The organism is Gemmatimonadales bacterium (assembly GCA_036265815.1).
Classification (GTDB): Bacteria; Gemmatimonadota; Gemmatimonadetes; order Gemmatimonadales; family GWC2-71-9; genus CAVVWJ01.
Map to the genome: position 1 here is coordinate 1 of DATAOI010000081.1, position 14,344 is coordinate 14,344.

Here is a 14,344-nt window from a genome sequence, read left to right on the forward strand (position 1 = left end):
TACTGGCCTGCACGGGACGGGGCCATGGCTCAGACGGCTGGGAATTCAGAGTCGACACCGTGCCCTCTGAGAGCAAGGGCGGCACGCGCTCGGATACGTGGCTCAGGGCAGTGGGGAAAGAGGGTCCGCGAGGAGCGCCGCAGACCGAAGCAGTCATCCTCAGCTTCGACTGCCTGCCCGGACACCCGATCAGCACGATCATGACCAACCAGGCGCTTCGTCAAGGGAGCGTGGAGGTGCAGCTCAAGCTGGATGGGAATCCGCCTCGCCGGCTCCCAGGGTTCACGGGCACAACCCCCACTGGTGGGCAGCTCGTGCTCACGATTCCCCAGGACTCCGTGCTCCAACTCCTCAGCGGCCACCAGCGCGCAACCATCGAGTATGCCGATGGGGCAGGATCATCCAAGACTACCGCCGTGTTTCCGGTGACGGGTCTCGAGAAGTACCGGGCCCAGTTCCTGGCGGCATGTTCGAGACGCGGAGGCGAGTCCAGGTAAACCTCATCGAGCCTACGCTCCCGCCCCCGCAGGTTCGGCCTTCGGGCGGTACGCGTCCGCGTTCTGTTCGTAACCCCAGATGAACGGCGGCTCGACGCCGCACGCCCGGGCGTATGCCGAAAGCTGTCCACGGTGGTGCAGGAACTCCTCGCTCAGCACCTGAAACGCCACCCACCCCGGCCAGCTCATCCCCCACGGCGTGGGCACCATCGCGGAGAGCTCCGCGTCGCCGATTCGCGCCACCGCCTCGTTTGCCTGCTCGAAGCACCGGCCTGCGAACGTCAGCACCGCCGCCTTCCCGCCGAGCTCCGCCGCCACGGCGCCCTCGGACGCCTCGTTGGCCGTGATCCGGCCCTTCGCCACGCCCTGCGCGATGTCCCGCACGATCGATCCCGAGATGTGGACCGCCAGCTCGGCCGGCGTGCGCATGCCGGCGACGGGATGGGAGGCGTACTTGTCAGCCGGAATCGCGTCGAGTAGCCGCAGGTAAACCCCGTACTTCTGGCGAAACTGGTCCCACATCTGGTCGAGCATCGTTTTGTTCATGGCCGCTCCTGGAGGGGTGTGCCGCATAAGATGCGAACGCGGACGCGCGCCGTCGAGAGCGGGGCCGGGAACCCGGGGCGACTAGGCGAGCAGCGCCACGGCCCCAGTCACCACCAGCGCTCCCCCCCAGATCAGATCCAGATTGATCCACATCGTCCGCAGCATCCGCAGCCCCAGCTTCCGGTAGACGAGCAGCGCCACCAGGCCGGTCACCAGGAGGTACCCGGCCGTGTGGAACGCTGTCACCTGGAGGCCCAGGCTCACGGGCGCCGCCGCCGGCACGCCGGGAACCAGCGACGCGGCCAGCAGGTGCGAGGCGTGCCCATGCCCGGAGAAATCCGAGGTGCCGCCCGTGGCGCCGACGAGCAGCGGTAGCACCATCAACCCGGCCCCATGTCCGCTCGCCATCAGAAACGACCAGATGGTGAGCTCGCGAAAGCCGACCTGCATCCCGCCGTAGCGGGGGTGCCGGTGGCGCACCAGCCGCGTGCCGCCGAGCGTCACGAGCGCGCCACCCACGATCCACCGGAGCACCTCCGCCGGGACTACGGGGCCGAGCGCGAGCGCCGTGAGAACGGCGGCGCCGATTGCCAGCGCGTGGCCCGCCGCAAGCGGTGGGAGCGCGCGCCACACGGCGCGCGCTCGCCCTTCCTGCAACCCCAGGGCGACGGCGAAGAGCCAGCCCATCCCAGGATTCACCCCGTGTACCGCACCCAGGCCTACGAGTGCGAGCCATCCAGTCCACGCCATCGTCGCCTCCTGGTCAAGCGTAGCAGAAGGAGTCGGAGGAGGCATCGCCGCCCTCGAGCCGCACCTGGTGCGGACGGAGGCCGTCCTCGAGCTCCACCAGGAAGCGCGGGTCGGCGGTGAGGCCGCCACCCGGCGCCGCGTCCAGCTTCGCTATCCAGCCGCGCACGCCGTCGGGGTAGAACTGTGCGTCCCAGGGCGTGTAGAGCGAGTTGGTGAGGTACACCCGCCGGCCGTCGCGGCTCACCTCGACCATCTGCGGCCCGCCGTTGAGCGGCTGATCGGGCCGCTTCGGGTGCGCCTTCCGCGCCACGATGCCGCCGAGCGTCACGCTGCCGGTGAAGACCGGGTTGAACGGATCGGTCACGTCGTACTGCCGGAGCTCGCCCGTCCCGAAGCACGAGACGTACAGGGTCCGGTCGTCGACCGAGAGGTTGATGTCCGTCACCAGCGGCGGCACCGCCTTGAAGCCTTTGAGCAGCGGCGGCAGGTCGGCCTCGTCGGCGGGTACGGCGGGGATCGTGATCACCTTCTGGGTCCGCCACTCACCCTTCCCCTTCCGTGCGCTCCGGTCGAGGTACCACAGGAAAACCGAGCTCGACAGATCCTCCAGCGAAATCACCACGCCCACGAAGCCGTGGGCCCGGCTCGGGTTGTGGGCCGGCCGGAGCTCGAGCGCCATCTGGTGCTCGGCGCCGAGGTCGAGCTCCTCGACGTGGGTGCGCCGGCGCAGGTCCCAGACATGGAGCTTGTGCCCGTATTTGCCGGCCAGCAGCAGCTCGGGGTTCACGCCGTCCTTCACCATGTTCGGCGTGCCCCACTCGCTCGTGATCATCGTGTCCTGGCCCAGATGCCAGAAGAAATCGTAGGCCAGATACTGGGACCCACGGTCGTGCTCCCAACGCCCCTTCACGTCGAAGGTCTCGTGATCCAGAGTAAAGATGCCGCCGGGCCCGTCGCCGGTCGGGGCGCCGAGGGCATTCAGGTAGATCCCGTCGGGGCCGCAGTGGACGGTGTGCGGAGCGGCGTAGCCGGTCTTTGCCATCACCTCCTTGCCCTCGATCACCTTGACCAGGCTCGGCTGACGCGGGTCGGGTTTGGTGTCGAGGATGTGGATCCGAGAGCTGTGAGTCCCGGGGACCACCAGGTAGCGGCGCTCGACGTGCGCGTTCGGGGCGTAGGGGCAGAGGTGCGAGCTGCAGGCATTCCAGCCGAAGTGGTGGAGCTCGTTGCCACCCTGCGGAAAGTCGGTCTGGCCGACGAGCCGGCCGAAGGCCGGGCTCTCGGGGTTGGTGTCCACCACGCCAAGCGCGTCGCGCTGGCCATCGCGGGTGGCGAGGAGGGCCACGTACGCGAGCTGCTCGGGCGGGGCCTCGCCAGCGAGGCTCGGGGATGCGTAGAAGGTCGGGTCGGGGCGGAGGCGCGGCATATGGTGACTCCTGGTCGAGGGGCAGAGGATCGCTCACCAGGACTCTGCGTAACTCCCCGCGGCCGGCTGCCATCGTTGCACAACCCGTGGCCGGGACGCATCTTGGACAGCACCGATGGCTCCCTCGCCGACCGACCGCGACCGCCGCGTCGACGCCGTCTTCGACGCCCTCCTCGACGTTCCTCCCGACGAGCAGATGGCGTTCGCCGAGCGCGCCGCCGGCGAGGACCCCGAGGTCCACGCGGAAGTGCTGCGACTGCTGCACGCGCATCGCCGGGAGGGCTTCCTCGAGTCGCCGCTGCCGATCGCGGGGGCGCTGCTGGACGCCGTGGCCCCCGAGCGCGTCGGTCCCTGGCGCATCGTCCGGTTGCTTGGTCGGGGCGGCATGGGGGCCGTGTACCTCGGCGAGCGGGCGGACGGGCTGTTCGAGCAGCGGGCCGCGATAAAGCTCATCCAGCGCGGCGCGCCAGGGATGCTCCGCCGCTTTCTCGACGAGCGCCGGATGCTGGCGCGGCTCGAGCATCCAGGGATCGCGCGGCTCCTCGAGGGCGGCGTCACCCCCGACGGCATGCCCTACTTCGCCATGGAGCTGGTCGAGGGCATCCCGCTCACCCGGTACTGCGACGAGCACAGTCTGTCGGTCGCCCGCCGGCTCGATCTCGTGGCGCAGGTGTGCGACGCGGTGAGCTACGCCCATCAGCACCTCATCATCCACCGCGATCTCAAGCCCTCGAACATTCTGGTGACGGCTGACGGCGCCCCGAAGCTGCTCGACTTCGGCATCGCGAAGCTACTCTCGCCCGGCACCGGCGCGGAGCGGACCGACACGCAGCTGCCCGCAATGACGCCGGAGTTCGCCGCACCCGAGCAGGTGCGGGGCGAGGCCGTCAGCACGGCCACCGACGTCTACGCCTTCGGCGTGCTGCTCTATTATCTCGTCGCCGATCGCTATCCCTACGACGTGCGGGGCAAGACCTTCGCCGAGCTCACCCGGACCATCTGCGAGGAGGAGCCTCCCAAGCCGTCGGCGCGGGCACCCGAGGGTCGGACTCGCGAGCTCCGGGGCGATCTCGACCTGATCGTGCTCACGGCACTGCGCAAGGATCCCGCGCGCCGGTATCAGACTCCCGCCGAGCTCGCCGCCGACCTCCGGCGCTACCGGCAGGGCCGCCCGATCCGGGCGCGCGCCGACTCTGCGGGCTACCGGCTCGCAAAGTTCGCCGGCCGAAATCGCGGCGCGCTCATCGCCGCGGCGGCGATCCCCGTCCTGCTCGCCGGCGGGCTCGCCCGCGAGCTCAGGCTCCGTCACCGCGCGGAGCTGGAGGCGCAGAAGGCCAAGGAGGTGGGCGACTGGGTGGTGAGCGTCTTCGACGTGGCCGATCCGATGAGAACGGTGCGGCGGGACAGCGGCGAGATCACCGCGCGCGCCCTCCTGGACCAGGGAAGGCAGCGGGTGGATTCCAGCCTCGCCGGCCAGCCCGAGATCCAGGCGGAGCTTCGCGGCGTTTTCGGCCGCGCATACACCAGCCTCGGGCTCTACCAACAGGCGATCGCGCTGATCGAGCAGTCGCTCGAGCAGCACATGGCGCTCTATGGCCCGCACAGTCTCAAGGTGGCCGACGACCGCGAGCGCCTGGGAGAGGCGCTGATGCAGCTGGATCGCTACGACCAGGCAGAGCCGTACCTTCGGGCGGCGCTCGAGGAGCGGCGGAGCCAGCTGGGCGAGCGGAGCGACGCCACCGCCGAGGCCCTCGACCTGCTCGCCACGTCGTATCAGCGGCGGAGCCGGTACGCCGATGCCGAGCCGCTCTTTCGAGAGGCGCTCGCCATCCGTCGAGGTCTCTTCGGCGACACGGCGCTCGTCGTCGCGGCGAGCCTCAACGACCTCGGCGTACTCCTGTTTCTCAAGTCCGCCTACGCCGACGCGGAGGCGGCGTACCGCGAGGCGCTTGCCCTGGAGCTTCGGAGCCTCGGCGAGCGCCACGCACGTACGGCCGAGACCCAGCAGAATCTCGCTCAGGCGCTTCGCAGCCAGGGTCAGATGGCCGAGGCGGAGTCGCTGTACCGCCAGGCCCTCGCGACCAAGCGGCTCGTCCTCGGCAACGCCAATCCCAGCGTCACAATCAGCCTGAACAACCTGGCCGAGCTCCTGATGAACACGGGGCGGCTCGAGGAGGCCGAGACGCTCATCCGTGAGGCCCTCGTGCTCGACCGCCGGATGTTCGGCAACTCGCACTCGTACGTGGCGCAGGGCCTCGGCAATCTGGCCACAGTGCTCAAGCTGAAAGGGGAGTTCGGGGAGGCGGAGCAGGTCTATCGTCAGGCGCTGGCGATCGACCGCGAGCGGTTCGGCGACGCGCACCGCACGATCGCGGTCGATCTCAACAACCTGGGCAACGTGCGGCGGCTCTTGGGCGACAACCGCGGCGCGGAGGCCTACCTTCGGGAGGCGGTGGACCAGGCCCAGCGAACCCTGGGAGACGACCACCTCAACACGATCGTCTGCCGCATCAATCTCGCCCGCACGCTCGAAGCCGAGAGGAAGGCACCGGAGGCCGAAGCCATCCTGCGCCCGACGCTCGCAAAGCTGGACAGCGCCCTCACGGAGCACCAGCAGTGGTGGGTGTACGCCCGGACCGGGCTCGCGCTGGTGCTGCTGGACGTGGGGCATGCGACCGAGGCGCGGGACCTGCTCGCCCCCGTGGTGCCGTTCGCGGAGCGAACGCTCGGCGCGGACCACATCCGCACCAACGATGCGCGCCTGGCGCTGGGGCGGGCCCTGCTCGCCACCCGGGAGTACGGCAGGGCGGAGCCGTTCCTCCGGAAGGCGGCCGCGGCGTTCGAGGAGCAGCGGAAGGCGCAGCCGATCTTCGCGGCGCAAAGCGCGGCGGCGCTGGCCGAGCTCCGGCGCCGCCGGTCAGAGTGACGCGGGGTCGTCCCCCTCCGGGTAGAAGTAGCGATAGAGCCACGCCCGCGCCTTCAGCCAATCGCGGTGCACGGTCCGTTCGGAGACGCCGAGCGCCGCCGCGACCTCCTGCTCCTCCATCCCGCCGAAAAACCGGCACTCCACTACCTGTCGCTGGCGCGGCTCGAGCCGGCCGAGCGCCTCGTCGAGCGCGAGCATGCCGTCGGGATCGAACTCGCCCGCCCACGCGCCGTCGGTGAGCGTCGTGCGCTCCCACTCTCCGCCGCCACGCTTGGCGGCCTTGCGGTCGCGGGCATGGTCCACCAGGACCTGGCGCATGGCGCGCGCGGCGATCGCGAGGAAATGGGCCCGGTCACGGGCGGCCATGGCGGGGCGCCCGAGCTTGAGGTACGACTCGTGGACCAGCGCGGTGGGGTTGAGGGTCCGTTCCACATACTCGAACCCGAGCTGGCGTCGGGCGAGGCGGCGGAGGTCATCGTAGACCAGGGGCAGGAGACGCTCGAGGGCGTCGGCCTCCCCCTCGTGGGCTGCGTGGAGGAGGCGCGTGACTTCCCCCGTGTCGAGCTCGGGATCGGGCATAGGTATCAGGGGATGACGAAATCTCCCGTGCCGGGGTTGGGGCCGTCCGTCGCCCCCAACATGAAGCCCGAGTACAGCCCTGGCAAGGTATTCTCATGGCGTGGCAGCCGGCCTCCGCGATCTCCGCAGTAGCTGGGTGAGGCAGTTCATCGATCACCCCGATCTCGACGGAGCCCGACATGACGACGCATCGCCTGTTCCAGTTGCCGCGCACTTCTGTCGCCAGGAAGTCCCGGCTCGCCTTCGTCGCCCTCGCGACGTTGGCCGCGGCCGCCTGCAGCGACACCACCGCGCCCATCCATCCCGGTGAGGCGTCGACCGCCGTAGCGCCCGCCGCCAAGCCGGCGCGCACGCCCTACATCTCCGACTTCCAGCTCCACTCCATTTACATCGACATCGCGCCGGACGGAACCTACGACAACGGTTATGAGCTGACCGTATCCAACCCCGGCCAGAAGACCGATGGCGTCTACTTCCAGGTCGACCTGCAGCAGGGGACGAATATCGAAGACGGCGGCGGGAGCTCCCTGTACTGCTCCAGCGTGGCTGGCGTCCTGCCACGTGGCACCTGCCGGATGACCTGGTGGGTCTCGTCGCCGACCTATCCTTTCGTGCGCGGCCCCGCCCGCCTCACCATCCGGCTGCTGCAGATTCAGAACGACGGCCCCATCGTCACCCTCGACAGCCGGACCGTCGACGTCGAGATCGTCCATTCCTGATATGCTCGCTCCGCTGGGGTCGGCGTGCCGGCGCCGACCCCACTATGGGCCGCGGTCAGCAGGACGGCCTTGACCGCACCGGAGCGCCAGGCGCCGAGGCGGCGGCCGTTAGAACGTCAGCTTCACCCCTTTCCCCGGGGCCACACCACCACCTTCGGCCGGTTTCCTGGACGTATCGAACTGATCGTACTTGATCTTTGAGGTGAACGACTTCCTCGAGTCCCTTTACAAAGCCGTAGATGCCGAACTCGCCGCCCGAGGCGCCGACGATGACCCGATCCTTGACCACGAAGGGCGCCATCGGGGTGGTCTCGCCTTCGCCCAGATCGGCGATCTGGGTCTTCCACAGCTCCTTGCCCGACTCCGCGTCGATCGCGACCGTGTGGCCGTCAAGCAGGTTGTAGATGATCTTGCCGTCGGCGTAGAAGGCGCCCCGGTTGATCACGTCGCAGCACGCCTCGCCGATCGCATTCGAGCTCACGTCCGGACGGTACTTCCACTTGAGCGGATAGCCTTCCTGGGTGAGGTCGAATGCATAGAGCACGTTGGGCCACGGGGTGACCACGTACATGGTGTTCTTCACCACCAATGGTTCGGTCGAAAAGGTCCACATGGGGCGCAACCGGGTCGCGTTGGCCGCACTGATCCCCGCGAGCTGCTGAACCGGGTCGAGGAGTAGCTCTTGGCGGGCATCGTCCACTCGCCATCGTTTCCGCCTTGTGCCAAGGCTCGGCCTGCGGGCAGGGGCGAGAGGCACCCCAGCGCAGTGAGTACAGCCGCCGGGGCGGGCCATCGAGACCGTGAGTGGTCAAGAGCTTTCTGCGTGAGTCACTTGGGCTCGGCCGCCTCGGGACCCTGGTCCTCCAGAGTGAGCACCGGGAGCTCGAGTCGCCAGAGGATGGCAGCGAAGCGGACCAGAGCGATAGTGCCCATGCCGGCGAGCGCCGCTGGATCGCGGGGCGTACCCACACGCTCCAGGAGAAGGTACAGTGCCGCGCCCACGACCGCCGCGCTGGCGTAGAGTTGCCCGCGCCGGAGAATCAGCGGGATCTCGGCCAGCAACACGTCGCGGGCAACCCCGCCGACGACACCCGTGATCAGCCCCATGAGGAGCGCCAGCAGCCCCGAGAGCCCGGACTGTTCCGCGATCTGGACGCCGCCGATCGTGAAGAAGGCCAGGCCCAGCGCGTCAGCCACGAACAACGCGCGGAACGCCGGGATACGCAAATTCACGTAGAGGAGCGTGAGGGCGGTGGCTGCCAGGCAGACCAGGAGGAACTCGGGATGTGCGATCCAGAAGACCGGGCGGCGGTCGAGCAGGATGTCGCGTACCGTGCCGCCGCCGATCGCGGTGACCATGGCGATCACGGCGACGCCCAGCCAGTCGAGGCTCTTCCGGCCCGCGGCGAGGGCGCCGCTGATCGCGAACACCGCGACGCCCAGGAGCTCGAGAAAGTGGCGGATGCTATCGCGTCCCCAGGTCGGCGCCGGACCGGGCCACTTGAAGGTGTCCGGCGTGTCACCATCGGGTTGTCCAGAGGAACCAGAGAGAGGGCGGCCTCGCGGAGACCCGCCGCCGGCTCTAGAGTAAGGAGCCCGGCGGCCCAGCGTCAAGACGACGATGCCTGGAGGAGGATCTTTGGCCACATATGATGTGATCGTGCTGGGTCTCGGAGGTATGGGCAGCGCGACGCTGTTCCACCTCGCGCGCCGGGGTCTCAGAGTGCTTGGGCTCGAGCGCTTCGACCTGGTTCATGAATATGGCTCGTCCCACGGGCTCACCCGAATCATACGGCTCGCCTACTGGGAGCATCCGACCTATGTGACCCTTCTCCGGCGCGCCTACGAGCTGTGGCGCGAGCTCGAGCGTGTCGCGGGCGAGCAGCTCCTCCATATCACGGGAAGCATCGATGCAGGGCCGGAAGGCGGCGACATTTTCAGCGGCGCGCTCAGGTCGAGCGAACTCCACGGTCTGGCGCACGAGGTAATGGACGGTGCCGAGCTCCGCCGGCGCTTTCCCGGATACCGTCTCCCGGAACGGTTCCGGTGCCTGTACCAGCCCGAGGGCGGGTTCCTGCTGCCCGAGCGATGCGACATCGCGCACGTCGAGCAGGCGATGGCTCACGGCGCCGAGGTCCGCTGCCGCGAGGCGGTGCTGGAGTGGCGTGCGGACGGCGGGCGTGTGTGGGTCCGCACGGCCCAGGGACGCTACGAGGCCGGCCGGTTGGTCATCTGCGCGGGGCCCTGGGCCTCCAAGCTCGTCCCCGAGCTGTCCGGTCTCGCCATGCCTGAGCGGCAGGTGCTGGCGTGGCTTCAGCCCGCTCGCCCCGAGTACTTCCGGCTCGGCGCCTTCCCGGTCTTCAACCTGGAGGTGGAGGAGGGCCGCTACTACGGATTCCCCAGCTTTCTCATTCCCGGCTTCAAGTTCGGGAAGTACCATCACCGGGGGGAACAGGTCGACGCCGACGCGGTGAACCGCGAACCCCAACCAGAGGACGAAGAGCTGCTCCGAGACTTCGCTCGGCGCTACTTCCCCGAGGGCGCCGGATCAACGATCATGCTCAAGGCCTGCCTGTTCACCAACAGCCCCGACCGCCACTTCATCCTGGACCATCACCCCGCGCATCCGGAAGTCGTGATCGCCGCCGGGTTCTCCGGCCACGGCTACAAGTTCTGCAGCGTCATCGGTGAGGTGCTGGCCGATCTCACGCAGGGAGGCCAGGCTCGCCACGATACCGAGTTCTTCCGGCTGAAGAGGTTTGCAGAGTCATCCTGAGCAGCGAGGGAGACAGGCGTCAGCACTCCGGCACGTTCACCGCGATGTGGAGGGCGAGACCACCCTCCGCGGTCTCCTTGTATTTGACGCTCATGTCCTGGGCCGTCTGCCACATGGTGCTGATAGCGGTATCGAGCGGGATCTTGGCATCGCCCGGCTCGCTCACGAGCGCGAGCGTGGCGGCGTGATCGCCTTGACCGCCACCATGGTATTCCGCTCGATACAGGGGATCTGGAACAGCCCACCCACCGGATCGCAGGTCAGGCCGAGGTGGTGCTCCAGGGCAATCTCGGCTGCCATGGCGACCTGTCCGGCGGAGCCGCCGAGACATTGGGTGAGCCCCGCCGCCGCCATGGCGCTCGAGACGCCGATCTCGGCCTGACATCCGCCCATCGCCGCGGAAATCGTCGCCTCCTTCTTGATGATGCTGCCGATCTCGCCCGCGGTGAGCAGAAACTGCTCGATGCCGCTTTCGTCACCCTCGCAGAAGCAGAGATAGTGCAGAAGCAGCTCACCCAGGCGAGGGTTTCCTGGAATGCCGGGCGGCGGCTCCGGATCGCCTCGAGCACGAGTCGGCGTCCGGCCAGCTCTTGCCACCAAGCATGTCCCTGCTGAGTCCAGCGGCTCGCCTGACCACCCCCAGCCCTCCGGGCAGCACGCCGCGGGTGTGACATCCGCGGAAGACGCAGTCCTTCATCGCCTGCCACATTGCTTCCAGCCCCTGGTGAATCTCCTCCGGTGTTCGCCAGGCGAGCTCATTTCGCCAAACGACCTCCGGTACGGTCAGGCCGTGCGCCTTGCAGTAGCCGAGCAGGTCCTTCGCCGATTCGATCGGGAAGGGGAGCGTGAGGGAGGAACCTGCGTCATCGGAGTCGCCCTCCTGAACGATGAAGCCGCCCCCGACGGAGTAGTAGGTCTCCAGATGGCTGGTCCCGTCCGCCAGGATGGCGGTGAAGCTCACCCCATTGGGATGTCGGGGGAGACTGACCCGGGAGTTGAAGTGGCAGTCGGCGTCGGGATCGAAGCGAACGGGGCGGTGGCCCCCAAGCATGATGGTCCGCGACCGGCGGATCGCCTCGATCCTGGCGGGGATGGCCGAGGTGTCGCAGCTCACGGGGTCGGCGTTCGAAAGGCCGAGCATGACGGCCATATCTGTCATGTGTCCCCGGCCGGTCTTCGCGAGGGAGCCGTAGAGGTCGACTTGGACACGCGCGACGGAGTCGAAGACATCCAGCTCCTGCCAGCGCCGCACCGCTCGCTGAGCCGCCCGCCACGGGCCGAGTGTGTGAGAGCTGGAGGGGCCCACTCCGATCTTATAGATGTCAAACGTACTAATGGCGGCCATCGAATGGCCCTCTGGGGGCAGGGTGCAGGGTGGGTCTGAAACGTGGCAGGGGCGACCACGACGGGCAACCTGCCCGCCACCCACAAGGCCGAAGCGCCACCCCGGCAGGTGCCGGGGTGGCGCGTCGTGCACTCGCGCGCCGGCGCTACGAACGAGCGCCCGCGAGCGAACCCTTGCCGGTCCTCACCTTTGCTTGCGGGACCTCCTTCTCGGCAACGGCCTCCAGCTCCACCCGTTGGGCCAGAGCGTTCACCATGGTCAACGAGGGCATCAGCTCGCCGGCCCAGTCGGGCGCCGGGTCGGGCGGCGGCGGCTTTTTCACCAGCTGCTTCTCGACGGCCTTCAAGGACTTGCTCAGCTCACGCACGATGTCGAGCAGCGACGGGGCCTTGGTCAGATAGATGTGGTAGCCACACCCGCTGGGTGAGTCGGCGTACTGCGGGTCGTCGATGCTCGCGGTGTCGTAGGCGTCGGAGTAGTCGAAGGCCTCGCGCGCACTGATCCGCCCGTTGCTGTTGGCATCCGGGTTGTGCGCCAGGCTCGCGCCGTACACCGTCGCGCCGTTGAGGCTCTCGAGCCATACCTGCGCCCACGGGTCGAAGTGCGTCGCACCGGCGCTCACCTTGTCCGCCGGCACCGCGCTCGCGAACGATGTCCGGCTCGCGGTGCTGTAGTAGAGCGTCGGTTGGCTGAACGCACCCGAATAACACTGCTCCATCGTCACCACGAGGGTGCCGAACTTGTTCATGCCGCTGAGCATCGTGCCCCACTCGACGGGCGTGAGGACCGAGGAGTTGTCGATGCACAAGCCGGTGGGCGAGCCGTGATTGTTGGCGTGCACGAAGAGCAGGCTGTCGGGTCCCATCCGATTGCTCAGATCGGTGAGCGTCGACTGCAGGTCGGCCTTGGTGGCTGGGGCGTTGACCTGCATTTCATACGCCGTCCCGTCGCCGACCCAGGTTGCCATGTCCGCCGCGCTGGCGTCCGTGGCACCGATGCTACCGTCGTAGCACAGCACGCGAATGTTGGCGGCGGCAAAGCCGAAGCGGTGCCGGAGGATCCGGTAGGCGAACTCGAGGTCCTCGACATGCCGGCGGTTGCTGATCTGACTGGTGAACAGGAGGGCGTAGCGGTTGTCGTCGATGACCCATGGCCATGGGTGCACCTTCTGCCAGTCGATGGCGCCGTAGATGCTCGGCCGGGCGACGTCCGGGGTGAGGGGCGTGTGGAACGACTCCCGGACCGTCTTCGGGTCCGAGACCTCGGGCGGGAACAACGCCTCTTCCACCGAGATGAGTCGGCCGTCGCGAGGCGAGTGAAAATGATAGCGGCACGGGTGGCCGAAGTTCGCGCCCGGCATCTGATCGACGAAGACGAGGAGGGCAGGCTCGGGGACCCGGATCACCCGGTCGACGAGCCGCAGCGTATGCCCCTCAGGGTAGATGCGGGGGACAATGCTCAATTGGGTCGCCGTCGAAGTCCGCGGCGTGAGCGTCGCGAACGCCTCTGCTTTGACGGTCTCCAGGAGACGTTCGGAGGCGAGCTCCTGCCGGTGGTATGCGGTCATGGGTCCTCCTACGGGGCAGGTTGTTCAGGGGGGCTTGAGACGCCGGTACGCCTGACCAGGTCGGCCCGGCCGTCGGCGTCGCTGACCACGATCCAGGTGTCCGGAAGGGTGCCGAAGACCGGGGGTCGGTCCGAGGCGACCAGGGTCAGGACCTCACGGGTGACGAGATCGACCAGCGCATAGGTGCTCGGGTGCATCCAGTTGGCGCCCGGCATCTCGTCGCGAAAAACCAGCAGGGTGGGATGCTCGGCCCGGACCACCTCGGGGCCGACCTGCACGGGGCCGGGCGATCGCGGCTCCCGGTCGGCGTAGACGACGGTGCCGGGGAGTGCGCCGAGGGCGATGCGACCCAGGGCGGTGACCATGGTGGTGTCGAGCAGGGAAACAGGCATTGAGCGCCAGAGAAGCCAGGGCTTCAATGCTAGCGGCTGGGCACAACTCCAATAGGGCTCAAACGCGACATCGAGGGCCTGTTTTGCGACACGGCTCCGCAGGCTTCCCAGGTTGCGGAGCCGTCTTCTCGACCTCGGTTCAATCCCGTGGACTGAAGCTGTACGTCCCGTCCCAGGCGAGCACGGCGCCGCCCACAGGCGTAAGGACCACGCTCGCATGGAACAATTGAAACTTCCCAGTCCCGCCCGAGAACACGCACCCAGTCGTTCCATCGATGTTGTTGAGATCGACGGTGCAATGCCCGAACGCGGCGTTGTTTCCCGGCCCCGGCACGTCGAGCCGGACGTCAGTGTCGAGGATACCCCCACTGCTCACGGCGTCTGCATAGATGACCCTCGAGCCGGGCTCGATCTCCTTGAGGCTCGAGGACGTGATGGTGCAGATGTCGCCGGCCTGGCCGGTGTACGTCGAGCACTCCTTCTCTACATGGAAAGTCCCGCTTCGCGAGGAGGACGCAGACAAACCTTCGGAGGCGAGGTCCCGCGGAGCCATCGTATCCGAGCAGGCGGTGGTGACGGCAGCGGCGACGATGGCACTGGCGATGAGATGGCGGCGGATCATTGGAGTGTCTCCTGAATCGAGAGAAAGAGCCCCTGGGGGAATCCCGCTGGGTTAGCGGCTTCGCGGAACGGGGGCTAAGTTAGAGGCACTCGGTGAGAGGCCGGTCAAAGACCGGTCAGACGGGGCAAAATGCTCCACCTCAAGACGTTCGGCGGGCTCTCAGTCGACCTCGACGGCATCCCTGGCACTGGCGCGGCCC

General features: G+C 68.2%; 16 protein-coding genes. 4 read left to right on the forward strand and 12 right to left on the reverse strand.

All coding sequences use genetic code 11. The features are described from left to right. Nucleotides 1-497: hypothetical protein (locus VHR41_16575; GenBank protein ID HEX3235814.1), on the forward strand; the 497-nt coding region annotated here is incomplete at its 5' end. A gap of 12 nt (nt 498-509) precedes the next feature. On the opposite strand, the gene VHR41_16580 is transcribed toward VHR41_16575, so the two are convergent. From VHR41_16580 to VHR41_16590, 3 genes are all read right to left on the reverse strand, one after another. Next, the gene (locus VHR41_16580; GenBank protein ID HEX3235815.1) at nt 510-1,043 is read right to left on the reverse strand and encodes a DinB family protein; all 534 of its coding nucleotides are present in this window, start codon (nt 1,041-1,043) and stop codon (nt 510-512) included. 81 nt (nt 1,044-1,124) lie between these two features. After that, nucleotides 1,125-1,793: a hypothetical protein gene (locus VHR41_16585; GenBank protein ID HEX3235816.1), complete on the reverse strand. Its 669-nt coding sequence runs from the start codon at nt 1,791-1,793 to the stop codon at nt 1,125-1,127. 13 nt (nt 1,794-1,806) lie between these two features. Continuing rightward, on the reverse strand, nt 1,807-3,219 hold the full coding sequence (locus tag VHR41_16590; protein ID HEX3235817.1) for a selenium-binding protein SBP56-related protein: 1,413 nt from the start codon (nt 3,217-3,219) through the stop codon (nt 1,807-1,809). 115 nt (nt 3,220-3,334) lie between these two features. On the opposite strand from VHR41_16590, the gene VHR41_16595 reads away from it, so the two are divergent. Next, a complete protein-coding gene (locus tag VHR41_16595) occupies nt 3,335-6,145 on the forward strand; it encodes a serine/threonine-protein kinase (GenBank protein ID HEX3235818.1) in 2,811 nt (936 codons plus the stop codon). Here the strand turns inward: VHR41_16595 and VHR41_16600 are convergent. Further along, nucleotides 6,137-6,724 carry an ECF-type sigma factor gene (locus VHR41_16600; GenBank protein ID HEX3235819.1) on the reverse strand — a complete coding sequence of 196 codons (588 nt, stop codon included), beginning with the start codon at nt 6,722-6,724 and terminating at the stop codon, nt 6,137-6,139. The genes VHR41_16595 and VHR41_16600 overlap by 9 nt on opposite strands. Nucleotides 6,725-6,903: 179 nt before the next feature. Here VHR41_16600 and VHR41_16605 point away from each other — a divergent pair, with 179 nt between their 5' ends. Next, on the forward strand, nt 6,904-7,443 hold the full coding sequence (locus tag VHR41_16605; GenBank protein ID HEX3235820.1) for a hypothetical protein: 540 nt from the start codon (nt 6,904-6,906) through the stop codon (nt 7,441-7,443). A gap of 55 nt (nt 7,444-7,498) precedes the next feature. Here the strand turns inward: VHR41_16605 and VHR41_16610 are convergent, their stop codons facing one another. Both VHR41_16610 and VHR41_16615 read right to left on the reverse strand, forming a co-directional pair. After that, nucleotides 7,499-8,143 (reverse strand): PQQ-binding-like beta-propeller repeat protein, encoded by a 645-nt coding sequence (locus VHR41_16610; protein ID HEX3235821.1) that lies wholly within the window; start codon nt 8,141-8,143, stop codon nt 7,499-7,501. Nucleotides 8,144-8,271: 128 nt separating this feature from the next. Beyond that, a complete protein-coding gene (locus VHR41_16615) occupies nt 8,272-9,090 on the reverse strand; it encodes a trimeric intracellular cation channel family protein (protein HEX3235822.1) in 819 nt (272 codons plus the stop codon). On the opposite strand from VHR41_16615, the gene solA reads away from it, so the two are divergent. Continuing rightward, nucleotides 9,083-10,219: an N-methyl-L-tryptophan oxidase gene (gene solA / locus VHR41_16620; GenBank protein HEX3235823.1), complete on the forward strand. Its 1,137-nt coding sequence runs from the start codon at nt 9,083-9,085 to the stop codon at nt 10,217-10,219. The genes VHR41_16615 and solA overlap by 8 nt on opposite strands. 19 nt (nt 10,220-10,238) lie before the next feature. Here solA and VHR41_16625 read toward each other — a convergent pair whose 3' ends face one another. The 6 genes from VHR41_16625 to VHR41_16650 form a co-directional block, all read right to left on the reverse strand. Further along, complete coding sequence (locus tag VHR41_16625) at nt 10,239-10,385, reverse strand: L-serine ammonia-lyase, iron-sulfur-dependent, subunit alpha (protein ID HEX3235824.1); 147 nt, start codon at nt 10,383-10,385, stop codon at nt 10,239-10,241. After that, a complete protein-coding gene (locus tag VHR41_16630; GenBank protein ID HEX3235825.1) occupies nt 10,382-10,816 on the reverse strand; it encodes an L-serine ammonia-lyase, iron-sulfur-dependent, subunit alpha in 435 nt (144 codons plus the stop codon). The genes VHR41_16625 and VHR41_16630 overlap by 4 nt, the downstream gene beginning before the upstream one ends. Beyond that, a complete protein-coding gene (locus VHR41_16635; GenBank protein ID HEX3235826.1) occupies nt 10,731-11,564 on the reverse strand; it encodes a serine dehydratase beta chain in 834 nt (277 codons plus the stop codon). The genes VHR41_16630 and VHR41_16635 overlap by 86 nt, the downstream gene beginning before the upstream one ends. Nucleotides 11,565-11,709: 145 nt before the next feature. Then, the gene (locus tag VHR41_16640; GenBank protein HEX3235827.1) at nt 11,710-13,131 is read right to left on the reverse strand and encodes a C13 family peptidase; all 1,422 of its coding nucleotides are present in this window, start codon (nt 13,129-13,131) and stop codon (nt 11,710-11,712) included. A gap of 8 nt (nt 13,132-13,139) precedes the next feature. Next, nucleotides 13,140-13,523 carry a hypothetical protein gene (locus tag VHR41_16645; protein ID HEX3235828.1) on the reverse strand — a complete coding sequence of 128 codons (384 nt, stop codon included), beginning with the start codon at nt 13,521-13,523 and terminating at the stop codon, nt 13,140-13,142. A gap of 139 nt (nt 13,524-13,662) precedes the next feature. After that, the gene (locus VHR41_16650; GenBank protein HEX3235829.1) at nt 13,663-14,145 is read right to left on the reverse strand and encodes a hypothetical protein; all 483 of its coding nucleotides are present in this window, start codon (nt 14,143-14,145) and stop codon (nt 13,663-13,665) included. Between the last annotated feature and the right edge of the window lie 199 nt (nt 14,146-14,344).